The following is a 23,572-nucleotide window of genomic DNA, read 5'->3' as shown; positions in this document are numbered from 1 at the left end:
GACGAGGTAATACTCGGCGTGTTCGAGCGCCTGGCGCTGGAAGCCGGGCGCGAGGTCATGCGCGTCTTTCACGAAGGCTGCGCCGTCGACCGCAAGTCCGACTCCTCGCCGGTGACGGAAGCCGACCGCGAGAGCGAGAAGATCATCCTCGCCGGCCTGCGCGCCGCTTATCCGGCCATCCCTTGCGTGGCCGAGGAAGAGGTGGCGGCCGGCATTGCGACACCCGATCTCGACGGCGTCTTCTTTCTCATCGATCCGCTCGACGGCACCAAGGAATTCGTCAACCGCCGCACCGATTTCACCGTCAACATCGCGCTCATTCGTCACGGCGTGCCGGAAGTCGGTGTCGTCTTCGCGCCCTGCACCGGGCGCTTCTTCTCGGGCCGACCGGGCAGGGCGGAAGCGATCGAGGTCGATGGCGAGTTTCGCATCACCGGCCGCCGGCCGATTGCCGTGCGGGCAGGGGGGACGCCGCTCGCCGTCGTCGCCAGCCGCTCGCACAATACGCCCGAAACCGATGCCTTCATTCGCGACCTCGGTGCCGCCGAGATCGTCTCGGTCGGCTCGTCGCTGAAATTCTGCCTCGTCGCCGCCGCCGAGGCAGACGTCTATCCACGCTTCGGCCGCACCATGGAATGGGATACCGCGGCGGGCGATGCGGTATTGCGCGCAGCCGGCGGCATGACGCGCACGCTGGACGGCCAGCCGCTCGCCTATGGCAAGCGCAACCAGGCCAGCGACGCCGATTTCGCGAATCCGCACTTTATTGCGAGCGGGAAGGCAGCCAAGGCAGTGTGAGCGGCCGCGATCGGGTCAGCCTGACCGCTGCTGGAGGCGCTGCCTGTCGATGATTTCGATCTGACGGCGGGATCTGATCTCGATAATCCCGTCGCGTTTCAGCCTCGACAGCTCGCGCGAGACCGTCCCGATGGTCAATCCCAGGAAATCGGCGATCTCGGCCCGTGTAAGCGGCAGTTCGAAGGCCAGCGTCCGATCGTCTTGCGCGACCATGGGGTCGAGATGTCTGCCGATCTGGCCGAGGAAGCTTGCCAGCTTCTCCGAGGCAGTCTTGCGGCCGAGCGCGACCATCCATTCCCGCGCCTCGTCGACATCGCGCAGCGCTTGCTTGAGCAGCCGCCCCTCCAGCATCGGATTGCTGGCGACCATGCGCTCCAGGGCACGCTTCGATATGCGGCAAAGCTCGACGTCCGAGGCGGCTTCGGCGGTGACCGCGCTTTCGTCGGCATAGAGCCTGCCGACGAAGTCCGGCGCGAACTGCAACCCGACGATCTGCCGGCGTCCATCGGCAAGCGTCTTGATCAGCTTGACCACGCCGCGCATGACATTGCTGTACGCCGTGATCGACGCGCCTTCGGAAAGCAGTTCTTCGCCGGCGCCGTGCCTGACGACTCTCGTGTGCTTGGCGAAGGCGAGCAGCTCATCCGCGTTGAGCACGCCGCACATGCCGTTGTGTCGCGCCTCGCAGCTTTGGCACAGTGCGGGAACGTTGGAATTGTGGACGTCCTGGCGGCCGGCGCTCATCTCATTTCGGCAGTGGTCATACTTTGTACAATGCCGCGAAAGCACAGACTTTCAAAGTGCAAACCGGGCAATAGGGCAGGCCAATTTGCGCTAGCGCAAAGACAGCTTCTGCCAGCGCGTATAAGGCGGGCCAACCACCGCCGTTCATGCACGCGAAAGGCAGACCTCGCATGACCAAGCTTACTGTCACCGAACGGCAGATTGGGCTTATCATCTGCCTCGTCGTGGCGGCGATCGGGCTTGCCATGGCCGCCGCGGGTCGTGGCGAGCCTTTTGGCGTCCAGGGCTTCACCGTGCTCCTTCTCGCGCTGGCGTTGAGCGGCTTCATCATCGCCAGATGGGATGCGCCGCCGCCGGACCGGTCCCTGCTCGAGCACTACTATGACGATCCGACCAAGGTGGGCATTGTCCTCACCATGTTCTGGGCTGTCATCGCCATGTTCGTTGGCGTTTGGGTTGCGGCGCTTTTGGCCTGGCCGGAGCTGACCTTCGACGCCGCCTGGGCGAGCTTCGGCAGGTTGCGGCCGGTCCACACCAGCGGCGTCATCTTCGGCTTCGGTGGAAATGCCCTGATCGCCACCTCCTTCCACGTCCTGCAGAGAACGTCGCGCGCCCGGCTGCCCGACCAGTTGAGCCCCTGGTTCGTGCTGATCGGCTACAATCTCTTCTGCATCGTTGCAGCCAGCGGCTATCTCCTGGGCATCACCCAATCCAAGGAATATGCGGAACCGGAATGGTATGCCGACCTCTGGCTGGTGATTGTCTGGATTGTCTATTTCCTGATCTTTGTCCGCACCCTGGCCCGCCGCAAGGAACCGCACATCTATGTGGCGAACTGGTACTACATGGCCTTCATCCTGGTCGTGGCGATCCTGCATATCGTCAACAACCTGGCTGTGCCGATCTCCTTCGGCAGCGCCAAGAGCTACTCGGCCTTCTCCGGCGTGCAGGATGCGATGACGCAATGGTGGTACGGCCACAACGCCGTCGCCTTCTTCCTCACCTCGGGCTTCCTCGGCATGATGTACTACTACCTGCCGAAGCGCGCCGGGCGGCCAATCTTCTCCTATCCGCTTTCGCTGATCAGCTTCTGGGGCATTACCTTCATGTATATGTGGGCAGGGTCGCACCACCTGCACTACACGGCGCTGCCGCAATGGGTGCAGACACTCGGCATGACATTTTCGCTGGTTTTGCTGGTGCCGTCCTGGGCCTCGGCCGGCAACGCCCTGGCGACGCTCAACGGCGCCTGGCACAAGGTGCGCGACGACGCGACGCTGCGCTTCATGATGGTCGCGGCGGTCTTCTACGGCCTGTCGACCTTCGAAGGGTCGTTCATGGCGATTCGCGCCGTCAACTCGCTCTCCCACTACACCGACTGGACAATCGGCCATGTCCACGGCGGCGCGCTGGGTTGGGTGGCGATGATCACGTTCGGCTCGATCTACGCTTTGGTCCCGTGGATGTGGAAGCGCCCGGCGATCTATTCGCCGAAACTCGTCGAGGTGCACTTCTGGCTCGCGCTCTCGGGCACCATTGTCTACGTCTTCTCGATGTGGAACTCGGGCATTATCCAGGGCCTGATGTGGCGCACCTACAATGAGAACGGAACGCTCGCCTATTCCTTCCTCGACACGGTCGAGGCGATGCATCCCTATTATATCGCGCGCACCTTCGGCGGGCTGCTGTTTCTGCTCGGCGCGATCGTCGGAACCTACAATGTGCTGATGACCATCCGGCAGGCGCGCCTCGAGCGTGGCGTCGAGGCCGGTGGCGAGGTCGACCTGCCGCTCGGCAGGCCTGCCGCACTGCCTGGAGAATGACCTGTGGCTGACCTCCATCGCAAACTCGAACGCAGCGCCATCCGCTTCATGCTGGCCATCATCGCCGTCGCCTCGATCGGCGGCCTGGTCGAAATCGCGCCGCTTTTCACCATCGGCTCCACGGTCGAGGCGGCGCCCGACATGCGCGTCTACACGCCACTCGAGGTCGCCGGGCGCAACATCTACATGCGTGAAGGCTGCTACGCCTGTCATTCCCAGATGATTCGGTCGCTGCGCGACGAGGTCGAGCGTTACGGACCTTACTCGCTGGCGGTCGAATCCAAATATGATCACCCGATGCTCTGGGGGTCGAAGCGCACCGGGCCCGATCTAGCCCGCATCGGCGAGAAATACTCGGATGCATGGCAGGTGGCGCATCTCAACAATCCACGCGATGTCGTTCCGCAATCGATAATGCCGGCCTATCGCTGGTTGCTGCGCACGCCTTTGAAGACTGACGATCTCGGCAGGCACCTGGCCGCCTTGCGGACCGTCGGCGTGCCCTACACGGACGAGATGGTCGCCAACGCGCCGATCGATGCCTATGGCCAGTCCGCGCCGGATGGTGACAAGGCGCGTGGCGTCACCGAGCGTTACGGCAAGGCGACCCATGTAAGGGCTTTCGACGGCAATCCCGGCGAGTTGACGGAGATGGACGCGCTAGTCGCGTATCTGCAGATCCTCGGCGGATTGACCGATGCGGCCAGGAAGACCGACCAGACGGCGCTGGGGGAATGAGCATGCATGACGCGGTGGTCGCAATCTCCAAAAGCTGGGGCCTTTTCTATCTCCTCGCTCTGTCCGCCGGGGTGGTGATTTATGCCTACTGGCCGTCCAATCGAGCCGGGTTCGATCGCGCCAAAAGCAGCATTCTGGACAAGGACGACAAGCCGTGGATGTAGGACGACGCGACCCTGTCACCGGCCGCACCACGACCGGTCATGAATGGAACGGCATTGAGGAACTGAACACGCCGGTTCCCAAGGTGGTGCTGTTCTTTCTCGCCATCGGAGCGCTGTTCTGCCTTGGCTACTGGCTGCTGATGCCTGCCTGGCCGCTTGGTTCGACCTATACGAAGGGCCTGCTCGGCAACGACCAGCGTCGCATCGTCGATCAGGAGGTGGCAACCGCGAAGGCTCAGCGCGCCGCTTGGCTGGACAAGATCCAGGCCTTGGATTTCGCCGCGATCAAATCCGATCCGGTGCTGATGCAGGACGTGACGAAGGCCGGCCACGTGCTGTTTTCGGACAATTGCGCGGCTTGCCACGGCATCAAGGCAACTGGGGGGCCCGGCTTCCCGGATCTGACGGCGAAGTCTTGGCTTTGGGGCGGGGAACCCGAGAAGATCGCCGAGACGATCGGCATCGGCATCAATTCGACCAATGACGATACCCGCGTTTCGCAGATGCTGGCATTCGGCCGCGACGGCATACTCGATCGTCAGAAGATCACCGACGTCGTCGCCTATGTCCGCTCCCTGTCGATGCCGGACGCAGGGTCGGCCGAAAGCATCGAGGCCGGCCGAGAGGTTTTCGCCGGCAACTGCGTGGCGTGTCATGGCAAGGACGCCAAGGGCATGCATGAGCAGGGTGCGCCCGACCTCACCGACAGCCATTGGATCTACGGCGGCACGCTCCAGGATGTGTATTCGACGGTCTATTCCGGCCGCCAGGGGCACATGCCGAACTGGAACGCGCGGCTGACGCCGGCGGAGATCAAGCTGCTCGCGCTCTATGTCGGCCAGCTTGGGCAGGCCAAATGAGAACGGCGGCCATGATTGCCGGTCTATCGGCGCGAAGGCGGGCAAACACCCGGCTCAAGTGGTTTGCAGTCGTGGCGGTGCTGTTGGCCGTCTTCATCGGCGCCAATGTTCATCTTGTCTACGTCGCCGTCCAATCGCAGCCGGAATGCGTGCTCGATCCCGCCTTAGACACGGCGTCCCTCCTTCGTCCGGCCAGGCCGGCGTGTTGAGAGAGAAGACCATGACCGAAGCCCCAGACGCCTCGCGGCCCTACATCGAGCGCAACCGACGCAACCTGCCGGCCGGCACCGCTGTCGGTTGGCTCAAAGCCGGCTGGCGGGATTTCATGGTCAGCCCCGGCCCGAGCCTCGTCTATGGCGCGGCGGTTTTCATGGTTTCGCTGGCGATCGTCTGGACACTGTTCGCGCTTGGCCTGGACTATATCCTGTTTCCCGCGCTCGCCGGCTTCATGGTCGTCGGGCCGCTGATCGCCATCGGCCTCTATGAAAAGAGCTGGGCGATCGCGGCAGGGCAGCCAGTCTCGCTTTCGCGCATGACCTTCGTGCGGCCGAAATCCGGCGCGCAGGTCTGGTTCACCGGGGCGATCCTATGCCTGCTTATGCTGGTGTGGATGCGGGCTGCGGTCTTGATCTACGCGCTGTTCTTCGGCCTGCTGCCGTTCCCGGGTCTCGATCACATCACGTCGATGTTGTTCACGACACCTACTGGATGGGCGATGCTCCTGGTTGGATCCGTGGCCGGCGGCGTCTTCGCCGCTTTCGCCTTTGCCATCAGCACCTTCTCCGTGCCGATGCTTTTCGACGAGGAGACGGATGCCTTCACGGCCATGGGCACCAGCATTTCGCTGGTCTGGAACAACATACCCGTGATGATCGCCTGGGGCTCGATCGTGCTTGCGCTTTTCCTGTTGAGCGTCGCCACCGGCCTGCTTGGCCTGGTTGTCGTTTTTCCCGTGCTCGGTCACGGTACGTGGCACGCCTACAAGGCAATGAGATGAGTTGCTGCGCGCCCGGAGCGGAAGCCGCGGCCGAACTCGGCGGCCCTCCGTCGCGCGATGAAATCCTGCTCGCCAGCCACGACCTTGCGGATGGCCTGCGCCAGACCGATCTGTCGGTGCCCGGCGTCCACTGCGCTGGCTGCATCGCCGCGATCGAGGGGGCGTTCCGCCGCGTCCCGGGTGTAGAGCAGGCGCGCGTCAACCTGTCCGCCAGGCGGCTGTCGGTGAAATGGCGGGGCGAGATGCCGCCCCCCATTTTCGAGACGGTGATGACGACAGGCTACGCGGCGCATCTGTTCGACAACGAGGACGCGGCCGTCGACCCCGAGCTTTCGCGGCTGCTGCGGGCAACCGCCGTCGCCGGCTTTGCCTCGATGAACATCATGCTGTTGTCGGTATCGATCTGGTCGGGCGCGGAGCCACAGACCCGCCAGGCCTTTCACTGGATTTCAGCGGTGCTGGCCTTTCCGGCGCTGATCTATTCCGGACGCGTGTTTTTCGCGGCGGCGTGGTCGGCCCTGCGGCAGGGAAGGACCAGTATGGAGGTGCCGATCTCCGTTGGCGTCATCCTGGCGTTCGCGCTCAGCCTTTACGACACCGCCGCCGGCGGCGCCTATGCCTATTTCGATGCGGCGGTGTCGCTTTTGTTCTTCCTGCTCATCGGCCGCAGCCTCGACCATGTCATGCGCGAGAAGGCGCGCAGCGCCGTGCGCAGCCTGATCCGGCTCACGCCGCGCGGCGCGACGGTGGAACGCGAGGACGGTACGCGCGAGTATCTGCCTGCCGGACAGATCAAGGAGGGCATGCTGCTGGCGGTAGCGCCCGGCGAGCGCCTCCTGGTCGACGGCATCGTCCACGGCGGCCGGTCCGATGTCGATTGCTCGCTGGTCAGCGGCGAGAGCGCCGCTCAATCGGTCGGGCCCGGATCGTCCTTGCGCGCCGGGACGCTCAACCTCAACGGCGCGCTGACGCTGACGGCCACCTCCGATGCCGGCAATTCCTCACTCGCCGAAATGGTGGCGCTGATGGAAGCGGCCGATGGCGGCCGCTCGCGTTACAGGCGCATCGCCGATCGCGCCGCGCGTCTCTATTCGCCGGTAGTTCACCTGACCGCGCTTTTCACCTTTCTCGGCTGGATGCTCGCGACCGGCGACTGGCATGGCGCCATAAGTGTCGCCATCGCGGTGTTGATCATCACTTGCCCCTGCGCGCTTGGGCTTGCGGTGCCGATCGTGCACACGGTGGCGGCCAGGCGGCTGTTCGAGGCCGGTATCATGGTCAAGGACGGCTCGGCCCTGGAGCGGCTGGCGGAGATCGACACGGTTCTCTTCGACAAGACGGGAACGCTGACGACGGGGCGGCTGAGCTTGGCCAATGCCTCGCAGATCGAGCCATCCGCACTGGCGATCGCCGGTGCGATCGCGGCTCGCTCCAATCATCCCGTGTCGCGGGCTCTGGCGGCCTTCGACGACGGTTTGCAAATGATGCCGGTCGCAATTGCCGAGCATCCGGGACTGGGGGTCGAGTGCCGGATCGGGCGGCACCTCTACCGGCTCGGCCGGGCCGAATGGGCGGTATCCGGCGCCACGGCCGCAACCATGCTCTCACGCGACGGCCATCCGCTCGCTTCATTCATTTTTGAGGACAGCCTGCGGCAGGATGCGGCGCGCTCGATCGAGGCTCTGAAGCGCGATGGATTTGCCGTGGCCATCATGTCGGGCGACCAGGAGCGGACGGTCTTGCGCGTCGGTGGGCAACTCGGCATAGGCGAGGTGTCGGCACGACTGCTGCCCGCGGAGAAGGTTGCCCGCATCGCCGCGCTTGCCGCCACGGGCCGCAAGGTGATGATGGTCGGCGATGGTCTCAACGATGCGCCGGCGTTGAGTGCCGCGCATGTGTCGATGGCGCCGTCCAGCGCAGGCGATATCGGCCGCAATGCCGCCGACCTTGTCTTTCTCCGGCCGAGCCTGCTGGCCATTCCCGATGCGATCGATATCGCCCGGCAGGCGGCGCGGCTGGTGCATCAGAATTTCGTCCTCGCGATCGGCTACAACGCCATCGCCATTCCGTTTGCGATCGCCGGGCAGGTCACGCCGCTGCTTGCCGCACTGGCCATGTCGGCGTCGTCGATCCTGGTCGTCGCGAACGCCTTGCGGCTTCGCGGCATCGCCGGCCGCGACGTGGCCAGCGGTTGGGTTGCCGACCAGATGCCAAAGCCACTGCCGCCCGTGGTGGGGCGCGCATGAGCAGTCTCGTCTATCTTATTCCGCTGGCCCTCCTGCTTGGCGGGGCGGCGTTGGGCGCGTTCTTGTGGTCGCTGAAAAGCGGTCAGTACGACGACATGCAAGGTGCGGCCGAACGCATCCTGCTCGACGACGAATAGTCGAGCCGGACAGGCAGTAGAGGGGCCTACGCCGCCGCGACGTGCGCCGAGTTCGAGCCGATATAGTTGCGGATCGTCTCGATGATGCGATCCTGGTCGGTTTCGCTGAGATAGGGGTGCATCGGCAGGCAGAGGATCCGCTTCGGCAGTTCCTCCGAAACGGCGAGGCCGGTCGGCGTGCGCGGATAGTCGCGATAGGCAAGCTGCACGTGCAGCGGCTTCACGTAGTAGATGACGGAAGGGATGCCCTTCTCCGTCAGATGCGCCTTCAGCCCGTCGCGCTTCGGCGTTTCGATGGCGTATTGCGCCCAGGCCGAGCGGCCGTGGCCCAGATTGCGCGAGGCCGTGAGGATATCGCCGAGACCCGAGGCGTAGCGGTCGGCGACCGCTTGCCGGGCAACCATCTCGTCCTCGAGGATGGCGAGCTTCTCGATCAGGATCGCCGCCTGCAGCGTGTCGAGACGCGAATTGATGCCGACGCGGATGTTGTCGTACTGGGTCTCGCCCTTGCCGTGGAAGGCGAAGGAGCGCAGCTTGTCGGCCATCGCGTCGTCATTGGTGAACATCGCGCCACCGTCGCCGTAGCAGCCGAGCGGCTTTGCCGGATAGAAGCTGGTCGAGCCGACATGGCCGAAGGAACCGCAGAACTTGCCGTCGGCCGAGCCGCCGATCGACTGGGCGGCGTCCTCGATCACCAGCAGGTCCTCGCGCTTGGCGATCGCCATGATCGCCTCGTAGTCGGCGGCGAGCCCGAACAGGTCGACCGGGATGATCGCCTTCGGCTTCAGCCTGCCTTCCTTCTTGATCAACTGGATCGCCGCCTCGAGGCTGGCGATGTCGATGTTGTAGGTGTCGGGATCGACATCGACGAACACCGGTTCGGCCTTGGCCAGCGCCACCACTTCGGCCGTCGCTGCGAAGGTGAAGCTCGGCACGAAGACCGCATCGCCCGGACCGATGCCGGCGGCGAACAGCGGCAGCAGCAGCGCGTCGGTGCCGTTGGCGCAGGCCACGACATGCTTGGTGCCGACATAGGCCGCGAGCTTGTTTTCGAATTCGGTGACCTGAGGCCCGAGGATATAGCGGCCTTCGTCGACAACGCGGTCGATCGCGGCTTTGAGCCGGTCGCGGATACGTTCGCGCTGCGCGCCGAGATCGATGAACTGCATGTCTGCCTCAACAAGGGGTTGGTGCGTGTCGCCATGGCAAGCGGCGGGGGCATGACACGCACAGAAACAACAACTTAACGGGCCGCTGGTACCAGACTTGGACAATCCGAGAAAGCCGGGCCACGGGCATGGCGACCGGTCCGGATGTCGCAGCCTGTTACCGACGATCACTCCTGCTTTTCCGCAAGGTGCCGGAATTCCGGCCTTTGCAAGGCGCAATCAGTGCCTTTTCTCGCGCTTTTTCAGCCGATGGAAACATAAAGTGATCAGCCGGCTGAACGGCTTTGCCGCCGGATGGACGGCCGATCAGGCGATTTCGTGGCGCCAGGGCGGATTGGCGCCGGCGCGCGACACCGTCACCGCCGCCGCCTTGGCGCCGAGCGCCAGCGCCTGGCGGATCGCGTCTTCCGACAGGTCGCCGATCGCTGCCTTGGTGAGCAGGCCCTGTTCGTGCAACGAGGCGAGGATGCCGGCATTGAAGGTGTCGCCGGCGCCGACCGTGTCGACCACCGTCACCTTCTGCGGCATCACCGTGACCTTGTGGCTCTTGCTGTAGCCGACCGCGCCCTCGCTGCCATGGGTGACGACGATCAGCTTCGGTCCGCGATCCAGCCAGTTGCGGATGACGTCCTCATGCGAGCCGGCTTCGTCAAACCAGTTGAGGTCCTCGTCCGACAGTTTCACGATGTCGGCCATCGCCATCATCTCGCGGATGCGCCGCAGGTGCTTTGCCTTGTCGGGGATGAAGTTCGGCCGGATGTTGGGGTCGAGCATCATGACGCGGCTGTTGTGCTCGCGCCGCATGAACTCCTCATAGGCCGATCCGGCAGGCTCGGAGATCAGGCTGATGGCGCCGAACAGCATCGCCTCGATCTCGGCGCCGAGGCTCGGCAGATCCTCGATGGTGAGCATGCGCCCGGCGGTGTTCTCGTCGTAGAAAGTGTAGGTCGCCTGGCCGTTGGTGAGCCGCACGAAGGCGAGCGTCGTCGGCCTTGGCGAGGTGTGGGCATAGGTGGAACTGACCTTGCTTGCGCCGAGCGCTTCGCGGAACTGGCCGCCGAACAGGTCCGACGACAGGCCGGAAAAGAAGCCGGCCGGCGCGCCGAGCCGCCCGAGCGCGATCGCCGTGTTGAAAACCGCGCCGCCGACATAGGGCGCGAAGGCCGGTTCGCCCTCGGTCGTCGTGCGCGGCAGCATGTCGATCAGGGCTTCGCCGCAGCAGAGGATCATGATGTCTGGCTTTCCGGCGGATAGATCACGCCCTTGCGGATGATGATGTTGGCATAGAGCCGGGGTTCGCTGGTGGCGACGATCGCATGCGCGGCCTTGACCCGTGCATAGAAATCGGCGCCGGCCAGCGCAACCACCTTGTGGCCGGGCGCGCGCCTGGCGCATACCGCTTCCATCTCATGGTGGACCGGATCGGCGAGCGCCGGATCGCCCTTGACCGAGGCGCGAAACAGCGCCTCCGGCACGGCGTCGTCCACCGGCAGCACGCTCAATATCGCGTCGAGCACGGGAACCATGTGATGGCCGTCGGCGCGGATCAGCCGATGCGCCTGCTGCTCGGCCGGGTAGTTGCCGTCGACAAGCGCGATCTCGTCGCCATGGCCCATGGCGCGCAGCGTTGCCAGAAGCTCCGGGCCGAGCAGCGAGGGGATGCCGATCAGCATGCTTAGGCGCTCCTGGAAATCGTGGTCGAGCCGATCAGGAAGCGCTCCGACAGCGGCAAGCTGGCGCCGCCAAGTGCCCGCGCGTGGATGCCGACGGTTCCTTCGCGCACCGCCGGCAACTTCAGGCCTTCGCCGTCGATCGTGCCGATGGCCACTCTCACCGCGTCGACGAGACGGCCGCGCACCGAGAGCGGCATCCAGCCGTCGATCACCGCCGCCTCGAAATCGATGACCGAGGAGGCCGCGACGATGGCGTAGGCGAGGGCCTGCGCGGCGCCGGCGATCCATAGGTCGAGCTCGGGGCCGATCTCGCCCCAGTCCTCGGGCGACGTCCACAGATGCGAGGCCTCGACGCCGCGCGCGTTGAGCGCCTTCTCCAGCATGGCGATCGACGCCACGTCGATGAGCTGCGTCGGCTTGCCGTCCGGCCCCGGCACCGGCATCGAGCCGAGCGCGCCGGCATTGCCGGTCGGTCCGCCGAACAGCCGGCCGTTGAGCACGATGCCGCCGCCGGCGAAGGCGCCGATGTAGAAATAGACGAAGTCGCGCGCCCCGCCCGCCTGGCCGAAGACGAGCTCGGCGCCGCAGGCCGAGGTGGCGTCGTTCTGCAGGTAGACAGGGAAGTCGCACTGCGCCTGGATGTCGGAGCGGATGTCGCGATGGCGCCACTCGTCCATGATCTCGCGCGGCGCGCCGGCGGTGTCGGCCCAGTTCCACAATTCGAACGGCATGGCGATGCCGAGCCCGGCAATGCGCTTGTCCTGCGCCTGGGTAAGTTCGCCACGCATCCTGGTCATGCCGGAAAGCGCGAATTCCACCGTCTCGCGCGGCGCCGGATAGCGGTAGGAGTGCTGCAGCATCGAGCGCACATTGCCGAGGAAGTCGATCAGCACCAGCTCGGCGCTGCGGCGGCCGATCTTGAGGCCGATGAAGAAAGCGCCTTCGGGGTTGAGCGCCATGGGAATGGAGGGCTGGCCGATCCTTCCGCGCAGCGGCGCCTGGCGCACCAGCAGCCTGTCGTCCTCCAGCTCGCGCATGATCACCGAAACGGTCTGCGCCGAGAGTCCGGTCATGCGCGCTATGTCGGATTTGGCGAGGCTGCCATGCTGGCGCACCAGGGACAGCACAAGCCGCTCATTGTGGTCGCGCATGCCGCTCTGGTTGGTGCCGCGGTGCAGGCGGCTCTCTGCCGCCTCGGGCGAACCGTGCCTCGCAATGCCGGTCTCCACCCTGTTTCCTCCGTCGTTTCCCCTCAATGCTTTTCGTGCAGAATGAGTGAACGACGCAAGGCTGTCAATAATAAATAAGAGTGATTTAATTATTGACAGCCGTCTCGGAGTGGTGTCTTTTGAGGGGGTGTCCACGCTGGGAGAAATGGTTGGATGCGCTTGAGACGTCGGGTGGCCCGGCGTCCGCAATGGTTCCACTGGGAGGAAAATCGTGACCAAGAAAGCACTGCTGAAGTCCACCGTGTTCGCGGCCGCCGCGTTGGGCCTGATGGCGTTCGCCTCGACGGCATCGGCCGCCGGCGTCGGCGCCTGCCTGATCACCAAGACTGACACCAATCCCTTCTTCGTCAAGATGAAGGAAGGCGCGACCGCCAAGGCCAAGGAACTTGGCGTCGACCTCAAGACCTATGCCGGCAAGATCGACGGCGACAGCGAGAGCCAGGTTGCGGCGATCGAAAGCTGCATCGCCGACGGTGCCAAGGGTATTCTGATCACCGCGTCCGACACCAAGGGCATCGTGCCGACGGTGAAGAAGGCGCGTGACGCCGGCCTGCTGGTGATCGCGCTCGACACCCCGCTCGATCCGATCGATGCGGCCGACGCGACCTTCGCCACGGACAACCTCGAAGCCGGCAAGCTGATCGGCGCCTGGGCCGCTGCGACGCTTGGCGACAAGGCCAAGGACGCCAAGATCGGCTTCCTCGACCTGACCCCGTCGCAGCCGACCGTGGACGTCCTGCGCGACCAGGGCTTCATGATGGGCTACGGCATCGACGTGAAGGACCCCAACAAGATCGGCGATGAGGACGATCCGCGCATCGTTGGCCATGACGTGACCAACGGCAACGAAGAGGGTGGCCGCAAGGCGATGGAGAACCTCCTGCAGAAGGACAACACCATCAACGTCATCCACACCATCAACGAGCCGGCCGCCGTCGGCGCCTACCAGGCGCTCAAGGCAGTTGGCCTCGAGAAGCAGGTGCTGATCGTCTCGGTCGACGGCGGCTGCCCCGGCGTCAAGTCGGTAACCGAAGGCGTCATCGGCGCCACCTCGCAGCAATATCCGCTGCAGATGGCCGCGCTCGGCATCGAGGCGATCGCCGCCTTCGCCAAGGACGGCACCAAGCCGAAGCCGACCGAAGGCAAGAACTTCTTCGATACGGGCGTCAACCTCGTCACCGACAAGCCGGCCAACGGCGTCAAGTCGATCGACACCAAGGAAGGCCTCGCCAAGTGCTGGGGCTGATGCTGGGCTGACCGGCACATAAACCTTGCGGCTGGGGGCTTGATCCCCGGCCGCATCGGGTGGACGATGCGCTTTCGTTGGCGCTGACAATCCAGGCGACAGACCGGAATGCGTGAACGGGACGGGGAGCCGTGAGAAGCTCCGCGCAGACGGGAGGAGATATGTCTCAGATTCAGGAATTCGAGAAGGTTCTCTCGAGCAGCGACACCAGCGTCGCCGCCTTCGATGAGCACGGCAAGTCGTTCGTCAAGCGCGCCCAGCATTTCCTGCACTCCACGCCGGCCGCTGTGCCGCTGATCGTGCTGGTCTTGTCGATCATCATCTTCGGCATCGCCATCGGCGGACGGTTCTTTTCGTCCTACACGCTGACGCTGATCCTGCAGCAGATCGCCATCGTCGGTATTCTGGGCGCCGCCCAGACGCTGGTCATCCTGACCGCCGGCATCGACCTGTCGATCGGCGTGATCATGGTGATTTCGGCCGTCATCATGGGCAACTGCGCCATCACCTACGGTATGCCGACCATCCTCGCCGTTATCGTCGGCCTTGCCGCCGGCGCCGCCTGCGGGCTGCTCAACGGCCTTTTGGTCGCCTACATGAAGCTGCCGCCGTTCATCGTCACGCTCGGCACCTGGAACATCGTCATGGCCACGAATTTCATCTATTCGGCCAATGAGACGATCCGCGATGCCGATGTCGATGCGCAGGCGCCGCTGCTGCACCTGTTCGCGATGAGCTTCAGGGTCGGCTCCGCCGTGCTGACAGCCGGCGTCATTGCCACGGTCGTGCTGGTGGGAGTGCTTTGGTACGTGCTCAACCACACCGCCTGGGGCCGCCATGTCTATGCCGTCGGCGACGATCAGGAGGCTGCGAAACTGTCGGGCATCCAGACCAAGAAGGTACTGATCACGGTCTATGCCCTTGCCGGGCTGATCGCCGCTTTCGCGGCCTGGGTCTCGATCGGCCGCAACGGCTCGATCTCACCGTCGGCTGCCGTCACCGACTACAATCTGCAAGCCATCACCGCGACGGTGATCGGCGGCATCTCGCTCTTCGGCGGCCGCGGCTCGATCCTCGGCACGTTGTTCGGCGCCATGATCGTCGGCGTCGTCTCGATGGGTCTCAACATGATGGGCGCCGATCCGCAATGGAAAGTGCTGCTCACCGGCGTGCTGATCATCGGCGCCGTGGCGGTCGATCAATGGATCAGAAAGGTTTCGGCATAATCATGACCCAGGAACCCATCCTCACCGCGCGCGGTCTCACCAAGCGCTATGGTCGTGTCACCGCCCTCGACAATGCCGATTTCGACCTCTATCCGGGCGAAATCCTGGCGGTGATCGGCGACAACGGCGCCGGCAAATCATCGCTCATCAAGGCGATTTCCGGCGCGGCGGTGCCCGACGAAGGGGAAATCAAGCTTGAAGGCAAAGCCGTTGCCTTCAAGTCGCCGATGGAGGCTCGAGAAGCCGGCATCGAGACTGTCTACCAGAACCTCGCTTTGTCGCCGGCGCTGTCGATCGCCGACAACATGTTCCTCGGCCGCGAGATCCGCAAACCTGGCCCGCTCGGCAGCTGGCTGCGCATGCTCGACCGTCCGGCGATGGAAAAGCGCGCCCGCGACAAGCTCACCGAACTCGGCCTGATGACCATCCAGAACATCAGCCAGGCGGTCGAAACGCTCTCGGGCGGCCAGCGCCAGGGCGTCGCGGTGGCGCGCGCCGCCGCCTTCGGCTCGAAAGTGGTGATCATGGACGAGCCGACCGCCGCCCTCGGCGTCAAGGAAAGCCGCCGCGTGCTGGAACTGATCCTCGACGTCAAGAAGCGCGGCCTGCCGATCGTGCTCATCTCGCACAACATGCCGCATGTGTTCGAGGTCGCCGACCGCATCCACATCCACCGGCTCGGACGGCGCCTGTGCGTCGTCGATCCGAAGCAGATTTCCATGTCGGATGCCGTCGCCCTGATGACCGGCGCCAAGAAGCCGCCGGAGGACGCGCTGGCCGCCTGATTCGCCGCGACGGGTAATTTGCCGCAGATGAATCGGTTGCCTGTCGACCTAAATCGATTGAATATATGCTGCAATGCACTGGGGTAGGGTGGGAGGAACCGTGAAAGCCGGTATGATCATGGCAACCGCACGAGAGGCGACATGACAAGCGCGATGACGACCGAAGCTCCCATCCTGGAAATCCCCGACCCCAAGACGCTCGCCGACGAGGTCTTGCTGGCCCTCAAATACAGGGTCGGCAAGGGCACCAACGTCGCCACCCAGTACGACTGGCTCACCGCATCGATCAAGGTCGTGCGCGACCGCGTCGTCGATCAGTGGATGCAGGCCACGCAGGAGGCCTACGCCCAGCAGGAAAAGCGCGTCTACTACCTGTCGCTGGAATTCCTCATCGGCCGCCTGATGCGCGACGCATTCTCCAATCTCGGCCTGATGGACAACATGCGCGAGGCGCTGCGCTCGCTCGGCGTCGACCTCGATCTCATCGCCGGGCTCGAACCCGATGCCGCGCTCGGTAATGGCGGTCTTGGCCGGCTCGCCGCCTGCTTCATGGAGAGCATGGCCACCGTCGGCATTCCGGCGCATGGCTACGGCATCCGCTACGCCAACGGCATGTTCCGCCAGGAGATCCATGACGGCTGGCAGGTGGAGCTGCCGGAAACCTGGCTCGACCACGGCAATCCCTGGGAGTTCGAGCGCCGCGAGCGCTCCTTCGAGGTCGGCTTCGGCGGCTCGGTGGAATCGATCACCTCCAAGGACGGCAGGCTCGAGCGCCACGTCTGGAAGCCGACCGAGCATGTGCTGGCGGTCGCCTACGACACGCCGGTCGCCGGCTGGCGGGCCAACCGCGTCAACACGCTGCGGCTGTGGTCCGGCATGCCGATCGATCCGATCCTGCTCGACAAGTTCAACGCTGGCGACCACATCGGCGCGCTGGCCGAAAGCAACAAGGCCGACGCCCTGTCGCGCGTGCTCTATCCCGCCGATTCCCACATGGCCGGGCAGGAGCTCAGGCTGCGCCAGGAGTATTTCTTCTCCACCGCCTCGCTGCAGGACATCGTCCAGCGCCATCTCAGCCAATATGGCGACCTGCAGTCGCTGCCCGACAAGGCGGCGATCCATCTCAACGACACCCATCCGGCGATCGCCGTGCCCGAACTGATGCGGCTCCTGATGGACGTCCACGGCATGGATTTCGACCAGGCCTGGGACATCACCAAGCGCACCTTCGGCTACACCAACCACACGCTGCTGCCGGAGGCGCTGGAAAGCTGGCCGGTGCCGCTGTTCGAGCGGCTGCTGCCGCGCCACATGCAGATCGTCTACGCCATCAATGCCGAGGTGCTTCTGGAGGCGCGCGCCACCAACAAGTTCTCGGGCGAGCAGATCAGCCGCATCTCGCTGATCCAGGAGAATGGCGACCGCCGCGTGCGCATGGGCAATCTGGCCTTCGTCGGCTCGCATTCGATCAACGGCGTCTCGGCGCTGCACACCGAGCTGATGAAGGAGACGGTGTTCGCCGACCTCCACAAGCTCTATCCCGACCGCATCAACAACAAGACCAACGGCATCACGCCGCGGCGCTGGCTGATCCAGTGCAATCCCGGCCTCACCGCGCTTGCCCGCGAGGCGATCGGCGACCGCTTCCTGGACGATATCGACGCCATCAAGGGGCTCGACGCCTTTGCCGGCGACGCCACCTTCCGCGAGAAGTTCGCGGCGGTGAAGCGGGCGAACAAGTCGAGACTCGCCAACCTGGTCGCCGACCGGCTCGGCATCAAGCTCGACCCCTCGGCGCTGTTCGACATCCAGGTCAAGCGCATCCACGAATACAAGCGCCAGCTGCTCAACATCCTGGAAGCCGTCGCGCTCTACGACCAGATCCGCTCGCACCCCGAGCGCGACTGGATGCCGCGCGTAAAATTCTTCGGCGGCAAGGCGGCGCCGAGCTACCACAACGCCAAGCTGATCATCAAACTCGCCAACGACGTCGCCAGGGTCATCAACCGCGATCCGGCGGTGCGCGGCCTGCTCAAGGTCGTGTTCGTGCCGAACTACAATGTCAGCCTGGCCGAAGTGCTGATGCCGGCCGCGGACCTTTCCGAGCAGATCTCGACCGCCGGCATGGAAGCCTCCGGCACCGGCAACATGAAGTTCGCGCTGAACGGCGCGCTGACCATCGGCACGCTGGACGGCGCCAATGTCGAGATCAAGGAATGCGTCGGCGACGACAACATCTTCATCTTCGGCCTGACCACCGCCGAGGTCGCCGAGCGGCGCAACAACGGCTACAATCCGCGCGCGGTGATCGAAGGCTCGCCGGAACTTTCGCAGGCGCTCGCTGCCATCTCCTCGGGCGTCTTCTCTCCTGACGATCCGCAGCGCTACCGCGCATTGATCGACGGCCTCTACAACAGCGACTGGTTCATGGTGGCGGCCGACTTCGACACTTACGCGGCCACCCAGCGCGACGTCGATACCGTCTGGCGCAACAGCCCCGACTGGTACGCGCGCGCCATCCGCAACGTCGCTCGCGTCGGCTGGTTCTCTTCCGATCGCACGATCCGCCAATATGCGAAAGAAATCTGGAACGTGCCCGTCTGATATGATTGCATGAGGTCACGAACAACGTGGCCCCTAGTGGAGTGAGTTTGACACTTGCGACCGATCCAGGACCAGTCGGCGATGCAGATGTCGAAGTCAAACCTCCGCTAGTATTTGAATACGAGTGCCCAGGGAGGGCGACCGCCTGATGAGGAAGCCGCGCGCGACCGCTGCGACGAGCGGGCCGGACGGACTGGCGCCAGCCGGCGATGTCGCGGCGATTGTCGCCGGCACGCATGGCGATCCCTTCGCGGTTCTCGGCGTGCATGAGGCCGGCAAGGGTTTTGTTGCCCGCTGCTTCGTCCCGAACGCCGAGTTCGTCACCGCCTACACGCTGAGCGGCAAGGCGGCAGGCGAGCTGTCGCGACGCGACGATGCGGGTTTCTTCGAGGGCAAGCTCACGCTCAGGAAGCGTCAGCCGCTGCGCTATCATGCCAGGAATGCCGGCGGCGACTGGTGGCTGACCGATCCCTATTCCTTCGGCCCGGTGCTCGGCCCGTTGGACGACTACTATATCGCCGAGGGCTCGCATCTGAGGCTCTTCGACAAGCTCGGCGCCCATGTCATCGACCATGAGGGCGCCACCGGCGTGCATTTCGCCGTCTGGGCGCCCAATGCGCGGCGCGTCTCGGTGGTCGGCGCATTCAACGAATGGGACGGGCGCCGACACACGATGCGCGACCGCCGCGACACCGGCATCTGGGAACTGTTCATCCCCGATATCGGCGCGGGCCAGCCCTACAAGTTCGAGATCATCGCCCCCGACGGCGTGCGGCTGCCGCTGAAGGCCGATCCGTTCGCCTTCGAGTCGGAACTGCGCCCGGCCACCGCCTCGGTGACGGCGCCGCCGATGGCGCATGAGTGGGGCGACGAGGCGCACCGCACGTTCTGGCGCAGTGCCGACCCCAGGCGCGAGGCGATCTCGATCTACGAGGTCCACGCCGGCTCCTGGCAGCTTCGCGACGACGGCACGTTCCTGAGCTGGGACGAACTCGCCGCGCGGCTGATCCCCTACGTCGCCGACAGCGGCTTCACCCATATCGAATTCCTGCCGATCTCCGAGCACCCCTACGACCCCTCCTGGGGCTACCAGACCACCGGCCTCTACGCGCCGACCGCCCGTTTCGGCGACCCCGACGGCTTTGCCCGTTTCGTCGACGGCGCGCATCGCGCCGGCATCGGCGTCATCCTCGACTGGGTGCCGGCGCATTTTCCCGTCGACGCGCATGGTCTCGCCCGCTTCGACGGCACCGCGCTCTACGAGCACGAGGATCCGCGCCAGGGCTTCCACCCCGACTGGAACACCGCGATCTACAATTTCGGCCGCCGCGAGGTGGTGTCGTTCCTGGTTAACAACGCGCTGTTCTGGGCCGAGAAATACCATGTCGACGGTTTGCGCGTCGACGCGGTGGCCTCGATGCTCTACCTCGACTACTCGCGCAAGGCCGGCGAATGGATCCCCAACGAGAAGGGCGGACGCGAAAACCTCGAGGCAGTCGCCTTCCTGCAGAAGATGAACAAGGAGGTCTACGGCCACCATCCCGGCGTGGTGACGATCGCCGAGGAATCGACCTCATGGCCGAAAGTGTCGCGGCCGGTGCATGAGGGCGGGCTGGGCTTCGGCTTCAAGTGGAACATGGGCTTCATGCACGACACGCTGGAGTATTTCTCCAAGGAGCCGATCTACCGCAAGCATCACCACAACGACATCACCTTCGGCCTTGTCTACGCCTTCTCCGAGAACTTCGTCCTGCCGCTCTCCCATGACGAGGTCGTGCACGGCAAGGGCACGCTGCTGGGCAAGATGGCCGGCGACGACTGGCAGAAATTCGCGACCTTGCGCGCCTATTACGCCTTCATGTGGGGTTACCCCGGCAAGAAGCTCCTGTTCATGGGCCAGGAATTCGCCCAGCGCCGCGAATGGAGCGAGGCGCGGGCCCTAGACTGGGACTTGCTTGACCACGCTCCGCATCGCGGTATCTGGCAGACAGTGCGCGACCTCAATTATCTCTACCGCTCGCGTCCGGCGCTGCATGCGCGCGACTGTGAACCGGAGGGCTTTTCCTGGCTGATCGTCGACGACAGCGAGAATTCGGTGTTCGCCTGGCTGCGCAGCGCGCCAGACGGCAATCCGATCGCCGTCATCTCCAACTTCACGCCGGTGCCGCGGGAAAATTACCGCGTGCCGCTGCCGAAGGCCGGCAAATGGCGCGAGATCATCAACACAGACGCTTCGGCCTATGGCGGTTCGGGCAAGGGCAATGGCGGCGTGGTCGAGGCCAGGGCGGAAGGTGGAGGCGTATCGGCGACGATGCTTTTGCCGCCACTGTCGACGATCATGCTTGAATTTGTCCCGGACTGAACGATGCCGCACACTGGTAATTTGGGAGGGTAAAAATGGCAGACTTGAAAAGAACCCAGCCGCTGGCACGTGATGCCATGGCCTACGTGCTGGCCGGCGGGCGCGGCAGCCGTCTCAAGGAACTGACCGACCGCCGCGCCAAGCCCGCGGTCTATTTCGGCGGCAAGACGCGCATCATCGATTTCGCGCTGTCCAATGCGCTGAACTCCGGCATTCGCCGCCTCGGCGTTGCCACCCAGTACAAAGCGCATTCGCTGATCCGCCACCTGCAGCGCGGCTGGAACTTCCTGCGCCCCGAGCGAAACGAGAGCTTCGACATCCTGCCGGCCAGCCAGCGCGTCTCCGAGACGCAGTGGTATGAAGGCACGGCCGATGCGGTCTACCAGAACATCGACATCATCGAGGCCTACGGCCCCGAATACATGGTGATCCTGGCCGGCGACCACATCTACAAGATGGACTACGAGCTGATGCTGCGCCAGCATGTCGACGCCAATGCCGACGTCACCGTCGGCTGCCTCGAAGTGCCGCGCATGGAAGCGACCGGCTTCGGCGTCATGCATGTCGATGCCAAGGACACCATCATCTCCTTCATCGAGAAGCCGGCCGACCCGCCCGGCATCCCCGACAAGCCGGACTTCGCCCTGGCCTCGATGGGCATCTATGTGTTCAAGACCAAATTCCTGATGGAGCAGCTGCGCCGCGACGCCGCCGAGCCCGGCTCCAGCCGCGACTTCGGCAAGGACATCATCCCCTATGTCGTCCAGCACGGTAAGGCGATCGCGCACCGCTTCGCCAAATCCTGCGTGCGCTCGACGGCCGAGAACGAGGCCTACTGGCGCGACGTCGGCACGGTCGACGCCTATTGGGAGGCCAATATCGACCTGACCGACGTCACGCCCGAACTCGACCTCTACGACCGCGACTGGCCGATCTGGACCTATGCCGAATTGAAGCCGCCGGCAAAATTCGTGCATGACGAGGATGGCAGGCGCGGCTCCGCGGTTTCCTCGCTGGTCTCGGGCGACTGCATCGTCTCCGGTGCTTCGCTGAAGAAAAGCCTGATCTTCACCGGCGCGCGCATCAATTCCTATTCGACGCTCGAAGAAGTCGTCATGCTGCCGGACGTGCATGTCGGCCGTAACGCCAGGCTGAAGCGCGTCGTCATCGACCATGGCGTGCGCATCCCGGAAGGGCTGGTGGTGGGCGAGGATGCCGCCCTCGACGCCAAGCGCTTCCGCGTCTCGGAGAAGGGCATTTGCCTCGTCACCCAGGACATGCTCGACAAGCTTAAACTGTAGACAGGATGGGATCATTAAGCGCATGCAGGTTCTGTCGGTCACGCCCGAAATCTTCCCGCTGATCAAGACCGGCGGGCTTGCCGACGTGACCGGCGCTTTGCCGATCGCGCTGGCCGGCAAGGGCGTCGCCATGCGCACCCTCATCCCCGGCTACCCTCAGGTGATGGCCGCCTTCAAGAAAAAGAAGGCCGTCTACCAGTATCCGCTGCTGCAGGGTGGCAAAGCCTCCATCCATGCCGTTCAGATCGCCGGACTCGACCTCTTCGTGCTCGACGCGCCGCATCTGTTCGACCGGCCGGGCGGCCCCTATGGCAATGCCACCGGCGCCGACTGGCCAGACAATTGGCGACGCTTCGCCGCACTCAGCCAGGTTGGCGGCGACATCGCCGGCGGCGCCATCTCCGGCTACCAGCCCGACATCGTGCACGCCCATGACTGGCAGTCGGCGATGGCGCTTGCCTATATGCGCTACGGCAAGGCGGTCGGCGTGCCGTCGCTGATCACCGTGCACAACCTCGCCTTCCAGGGCCAGTTCGGCGCCGGCATCTTCGGCGAACTCGGCCTGCCGGGCGTGGCGATGGCGCTCGACGGCGTCGAATACTATGGCGGCGTCGGCTATCTCAAGGCCGGCCTGCAGGCCGCCTGGGCGATCACCACGGTGAGCCCTACTTACGCGCAGGAGATCCGCTCGCCGGAATTCGGGATGGGCCTCGACGGGCTGATCAACATGCGCGCCATCGATCTCCACGGCATCGTCAACGGCATCGATGTCGACATCTGGAATCCCGAGACCGACAAGCATCTTGTGGCCAATTATTCGGCCGAGACGCTTGCTGCGCGGGCCAAGAACCGCAAGGCGGTGGAGGACCGTTTCAATCTCGAGAGTGACGACAGTCCGATCGTCTGCGTCGTCAGCCGGCTGACCTGGCAGAAGGGCATGGACATTTTGGCTGCGGTCGTCGACGGCATCGTCGCGGCCGGGGCGCGCCTCGCCATCCTCGGCTCCGGCGACGCCGGCCTCGAAGGCGCGCTGCTTGCCGCCGCCGCCCGCCATCGCGGCCGCATCGGCGTCGTCGTCGGCTATGACGAGGCGCTCTCGCACATCATGCAGGGCGGCTGCGACGCCATCGTCATCCCGTCGCGTTTCGAGCCTTGCGGGCTGACCCAGCTCTACGGCCTGCGCTATGGGTGCGTGCCGGTCGTCGCCCGCACCGGCGGGCTCGCCGACACCATCATCGACGCCAACGAAGCGGCGATATCGGCGGGTGTCGCGACCGGCTTCCAGTTCGCGCCGAACAATGGCGGCGCGCTCGTCCATGCCATCCACCGGCTGGTCAGCGCGCATGCCAATCCCGCCGTTTGGAGCTCGATCCAGCGCCAGGGCATGAAGGCCGATGTCTCCTGGGACAGGAGCGCCGAGAAATATGTCGAACTCTATCGCCTGCTGCTTTCGAAAAGGGTTGCCTGAAT

The 23,572-nt window shown here is 64.7% G+C and carries 20 protein-coding genes; 15 read left to right on the top strand and 5 right to left on the bottom strand.

From position 1 onward, the window contains the following. The first annotated feature begins 9 nt into the window (after positions 1-9). Complete coding sequence (gene cysQ, locus EN857_RS05900; RefSeq protein WP_187331254.1) at positions 10-798, top strand: 3'(2'),5'-bisphosphate nucleotidase CysQ; 789 nt, start codon at positions 10-12, stop codon at positions 796-798. Between the two features lie 15 nt (positions 799-813). Here the strand turns inward: cysQ and EN857_RS05895 are convergent, their stop codons facing one another. Continuing rightward, positions 814-1,542: a Crp/Fnr family transcriptional regulator gene (locus EN857_RS05895; protein ID WP_127391553.1), complete on the bottom strand. Its 729-nt coding sequence runs from the start codon at positions 1,540-1,542 to the stop codon at positions 814-816. A 170-nt stretch (positions 1,543-1,712) separates the two neighbouring features. Here EN857_RS05895 and ccoN point away from each other — a divergent pair, with 170 nt between their 5' ends. From ccoN to ccoS, 7 genes are all read left to right on the top strand, one after another. Then, a complete protein-coding gene (gene ccoN, locus EN857_RS05890) occupies positions 1,713-3,365 on the top strand; it encodes a cytochrome-c oxidase, cbb3-type subunit I (RefSeq protein WP_187331200.1) in 1,653 nt (550 codons plus the stop codon). 3 nt (positions 3,366-3,368) lie between these two features. Beyond that, positions 3,369-4,103 (top strand): cytochrome-c oxidase, cbb3-type subunit II, encoded by a 735-nt coding sequence (gene ccoO / locus EN857_RS05885; protein WP_135858092.1) that lies wholly within the window; start codon positions 3,369-3,371, stop codon positions 4,101-4,103. Then, a complete protein-coding gene (locus EN857_RS05880; protein ID WP_127310520.1) occupies positions 4,100-4,267 on the top strand; it encodes a cbb3-type cytochrome c oxidase subunit 3 in 168 nt (55 codons plus the stop codon). Before ccoO ends, EN857_RS05880 begins: the two co-directional genes overlap by 4 nt. Beyond that, the gene (ccoP, locus tag EN857_RS05875; protein WP_127310519.1) at positions 4,258-5,127 is read left to right on the top strand and encodes a cytochrome-c oxidase, cbb3-type subunit III; all 870 of its coding nucleotides are present in this window, start codon (positions 4,258-4,260) and stop codon (positions 5,125-5,127) included. Before EN857_RS05880 ends, ccoP begins: the two co-directional genes overlap by 10 nt. A 220-nt stretch (positions 5,128-5,347) precedes the next feature. After that, positions 5,348-6,124 carry a DUF2189 domain-containing protein gene (locus EN857_RS05865; RefSeq protein WP_127391550.1) on the top strand — a complete coding sequence of 259 codons (777 nt, stop codon included), beginning with the start codon at positions 5,348-5,350 and terminating at the stop codon, positions 6,122-6,124. Continuing rightward, positions 6,121-8,370 carry a heavy metal translocating P-type ATPase gene (locus EN857_RS05860; RefSeq protein ID WP_127391549.1) on the top strand — a complete coding sequence of 750 codons (2,250 nt, stop codon included), beginning with the start codon at positions 6,121-6,123 and terminating at the stop codon, positions 8,368-8,370. The genes EN857_RS05865 and EN857_RS05860 overlap by 4 nt, the downstream gene beginning before the upstream one ends. Further along, positions 8,367-8,507, top strand: a complete 141-nt coding sequence (ccoS, locus tag EN857_RS05855) for a cbb3-type cytochrome oxidase assembly protein CcoS (RefSeq protein ID WP_127283836.1) — start codon at positions 8,367-8,369, stop codon at positions 8,505-8,507. The genes EN857_RS05860 and ccoS overlap by 4 nt, the downstream gene beginning before the upstream one ends. A gap of 26 nt (positions 8,508-8,533) precedes the next feature. Here the strand turns inward: ccoS and EN857_RS05850 are convergent, their stop codons facing one another. The 4 genes from EN857_RS05850 to EN857_RS05835 all read right to left on the bottom strand — a co-directional run bounded on the left by EN857_RS05850 (position 8,534) and on the right by EN857_RS05835 (position 12,578). Further along, positions 8,534-9,676, bottom strand: coding sequence for a DegT/DnrJ/EryC1/StrS aminotransferase family protein (locus tag EN857_RS05850; protein WP_127391548.1), 1,143 nt, complete (start codon positions 9,674-9,676; stop codon positions 8,534-8,536). 306 nt (positions 9,677-9,982) lie between these two features. Continuing rightward, positions 9,983-10,906, bottom strand: coding sequence for a carbohydrate kinase (locus EN857_RS05845; RefSeq protein WP_127283838.1), 924 nt, complete (start codon positions 10,904-10,906; stop codon positions 9,983-9,985). Further along, positions 10,903-11,349, bottom strand: coding sequence for an RbsD/FucU domain-containing protein (locus EN857_RS05840; protein ID WP_127283839.1), 447 nt, complete (start codon positions 11,347-11,349; stop codon positions 10,903-10,905). The genes EN857_RS05845 and EN857_RS05840 overlap by 4 nt, the downstream gene beginning before the upstream one ends. Positions 11,350-11,351: 2 nt before the next feature. After that, positions 11,352-12,578 (bottom strand): ROK family transcriptional regulator, encoded by a 1,227-nt coding sequence (locus EN857_RS05835; RefSeq protein ID WP_127283840.1) that lies wholly within the window; start codon positions 12,576-12,578, stop codon positions 11,352-11,354. Positions 12,579-12,807: 229 nt separating this feature from the next. On the opposite strand from EN857_RS05835, the gene EN857_RS05830 reads away from it, so the two are divergent. From EN857_RS05830 to glgA, 7 genes are all read left to right on the top strand, one after another. Continuing rightward, positions 12,808-13,824, top strand: coding sequence for a sugar ABC transporter substrate-binding protein (locus EN857_RS05830; protein ID WP_187331253.1), 1,017 nt, complete (start codon positions 12,808-12,810; stop codon positions 13,822-13,824). A gap of 161 nt (positions 13,825-13,985) precedes the next feature. Continuing rightward, positions 13,986-15,050: an ABC transporter permease gene (locus EN857_RS05825; protein ID WP_127283842.1), complete on the top strand. Its 1,065-nt coding sequence runs from the start codon at positions 13,986-13,988 to the stop codon at positions 15,048-15,050. 2 nt (positions 15,051-15,052) lie between these two features. Further along, entirely contained in the window at positions 15,053-15,835 is a 783-nt protein-coding gene (locus EN857_RS05820) for an ATP-binding cassette domain-containing protein (RefSeq protein ID WP_187331199.1), read from the top strand. Positions 15,836-15,976: 141 nt separating this feature from the next. Continuing rightward, positions 15,977-18,439 carry a glycogen/starch/alpha-glucan phosphorylase gene (locus EN857_RS05815; protein WP_135858089.1) on the top strand — a complete coding sequence of 821 codons (2,463 nt, stop codon included), beginning with the start codon at positions 15,977-15,979 and terminating at the stop codon, positions 18,437-18,439. 148 nt (positions 18,440-18,587) lie between these two features. Beyond that, positions 18,588-20,801 (top strand): 1,4-alpha-glucan branching protein GlgB, encoded by a 2,214-nt coding sequence (gene glgB, locus EN857_RS05810; RefSeq protein ID WP_127393676.1) that lies wholly within the window; start codon positions 18,588-18,590, stop codon positions 20,799-20,801. A 35-nt stretch (positions 20,802-20,836) separates the two neighbouring features. Then, positions 20,837-22,102 (top strand): glucose-1-phosphate adenylyltransferase, encoded by a 1,266-nt coding sequence (gene glgC / locus EN857_RS05805; RefSeq protein WP_127285589.1) that lies wholly within the window; start codon positions 20,837-20,839, stop codon positions 22,100-22,102. Positions 22,103-22,124: 22 nt separating this feature from the next. After that, entirely contained in the window at positions 22,125-23,570 is a 1,446-nt protein-coding gene (glgA, locus tag EN857_RS05800) for a glycogen synthase GlgA (RefSeq protein WP_127393441.1), read from the top strand. Positions 23,571-23,572: the final 2 nt, after the last annotated feature.

Origin of the sequence: Mesorhizobium sp. M4B.F.Ca.ET.214.01.1.1 (assembly GCF_004791545.1) — a bacterium.
GTDB classification, from domain to species: Bacteria; Pseudomonadota; Alphaproteobacteria; order Rhizobiales; family Rhizobiaceae; genus Mesorhizobium; species Mesorhizobium abyssinicae.
The sequence above is the reverse complement of the archived record's forward strand: the minus strand, read 5'-3'. Positions and strand labels throughout refer to the sequence as shown.

Coding starts and splice junctions, on each gene's coding strand:
- EN857_RS05895 (WP_127391553.1), bottom strand. CDS start 1,542: ATGAGCGCCGGCCGCCAGGACGTCCACAATTCCAACGTTCCCGCACTG.
- ccoN (WP_187331200.1), top strand. CDS start 1,713: ATGACCAAGCTTACTGTCACCGAACGGCAGATTGGGCTTATCATCTGC.
- EN857_RS05880 (WP_127310520.1), top strand. CDS start 4,100: ATGAGCATGCATGACGCGGTGGTCGCAATCTCCAAAAGCTGGGGCCTT.
- EN857_RS05865 (WP_127391550.1), top strand. CDS start 5,348: ATGACCGAAGCCCCAGACGCCTCGCGGCCCTACATCGAGCGCAACCGA.
- EN857_RS05860 (WP_127391549.1), top strand. CDS start 6,121: ATGAGTTGCTGCGCGCCCGGAGCGGAAGCCGCGGCCGAACTCGGCGGC.
- ccoS (WP_127283836.1), top strand. CDS start 8,367: ATGAGCAGTCTCGTCTATCTTATTCCGCTGGCCCTCCTGCTTGGCGGG.
- EN857_RS05850 (WP_127391548.1), bottom strand. CDS start 9,676: ATGCAGTTCATCGATCTCGGCGCGCAGCGCGAACGTATCCGCGACCGG.
- EN857_RS05845 (WP_127283838.1), bottom strand. CDS start 10,906: ATGATCCTCTGCTGCGGCGAAGCCCTGATCGACATGCTGCCGCGCACG.
- EN857_RS05840 (WP_127283839.1), bottom strand. CDS start 11,349: ATGCTGATCGGCATCCCCTCGCTGCTCGGCCCGGAGCTTCTGGCAACG.
- EN857_RS05825 (WP_127283842.1), top strand. CDS start 13,986: ATGTCTCAGATTCAGGAATTCGAGAAGGTTCTCTCGAGCAGCGACACC.
- EN857_RS05820 (WP_187331199.1), top strand. CDS start 15,053: ATGACCCAGGAACCCATCCTCACCGCGCGCGGTCTCACCAAGCGCTAT.
- EN857_RS05815 (WP_135858089.1), top strand. CDS start 15,977: ATGACAAGCGCGATGACGACCGAAGCTCCCATCCTGGAAATCCCCGAC.
- glgB (WP_127393676.1), top strand. CDS start 18,588: ATGAGGAAGCCGCGCGCGACCGCTGCGACGAGCGGGCCGGACGGACTG.
- glgC (WP_127285589.1), top strand. CDS start 20,837: ATGGCAGACTTGAAAAGAACCCAGCCGCTGGCACGTGATGCCATGGCC.
- glgA (WP_127393441.1), top strand. CDS start 22,125: ATGCAGGTTCTGTCGGTCACGCCCGAAATCTTCCCGCTGATCAAGACC.